This is a genomic window from Stenotrophomonas sp. INTA L402-1 (assembly GCF_059295135.1).
This window is the reverse complement of record NZ_JCAFWP010000158.1, coordinates 1-627: the sequence shown is the minus strand read 5'-3', so window position 1 is coordinate 627 and position 627 is coordinate 1. Positions and strand designations below refer to the sequence as shown.

The 627-nt window shown below is 47.8% G+C and carries 1 protein-coding gene; it reads right to left on the bottom strand.

From position 1 onward, the window contains the following. Positions 1-2 precede the first annotated feature (2 nt). The coding region (locus AC5O77_RS22075; protein ID WP_494507206.1) for a helix-turn-helix transcriptional regulator at positions 3-627 on the bottom strand (625 nt) is incomplete at its 5' end.

Here is a 627-nt window from a genome sequence, read left to right as displayed (position 1 = left end):
CTTCAGGAGGAGATATTTAACATCATTGCCGCCTGGGTGCGATTTTTCACTTCCAGACGGCGATACAGGGATTCCAGATGCGCTTTTACCGTTCCGGTACTGATATTCAGCGCCCTGCCGATCTCCTTATTTGATTCGCCCGCCGCTAACATGGTTAAAATCTCCCGCTGGCGGGCGCTTAACGATTTGAGATCTTTAATGTCCTTTTCCGGCGTCGTTCGCCAGTCTCCCGGCAGAAACATCATCCCCATCGCCGCACTATTTACCGCCAACGCAAATGTCTCAACGGTTGAATCACGAGGCACAATGGCCAGCACATTAAAATGGATAACTTCCTGTAACCACCGTTTGTTGCAATCCGTCGCCGTGATTAACACCTTAACCTCAGGAAATTGCACCACGGTTTTTTGCAGCAACCAGTAGCAAAACTCACCATCCTGATCGCCATCGAGCATCACTAAGGCTTCAGGGTAACTTTCCAGCTTTTGCCATAACTCGTCTGCCTGACTGGCCCCCTGAATACTCACTCCTGGAATACGTTGCTGTAAACTGATTTTCATTCCATGAATAAATATTGACTGCCTGTCAAACATGACTATTTGCATAACTGAATCTCCACCTGAATCT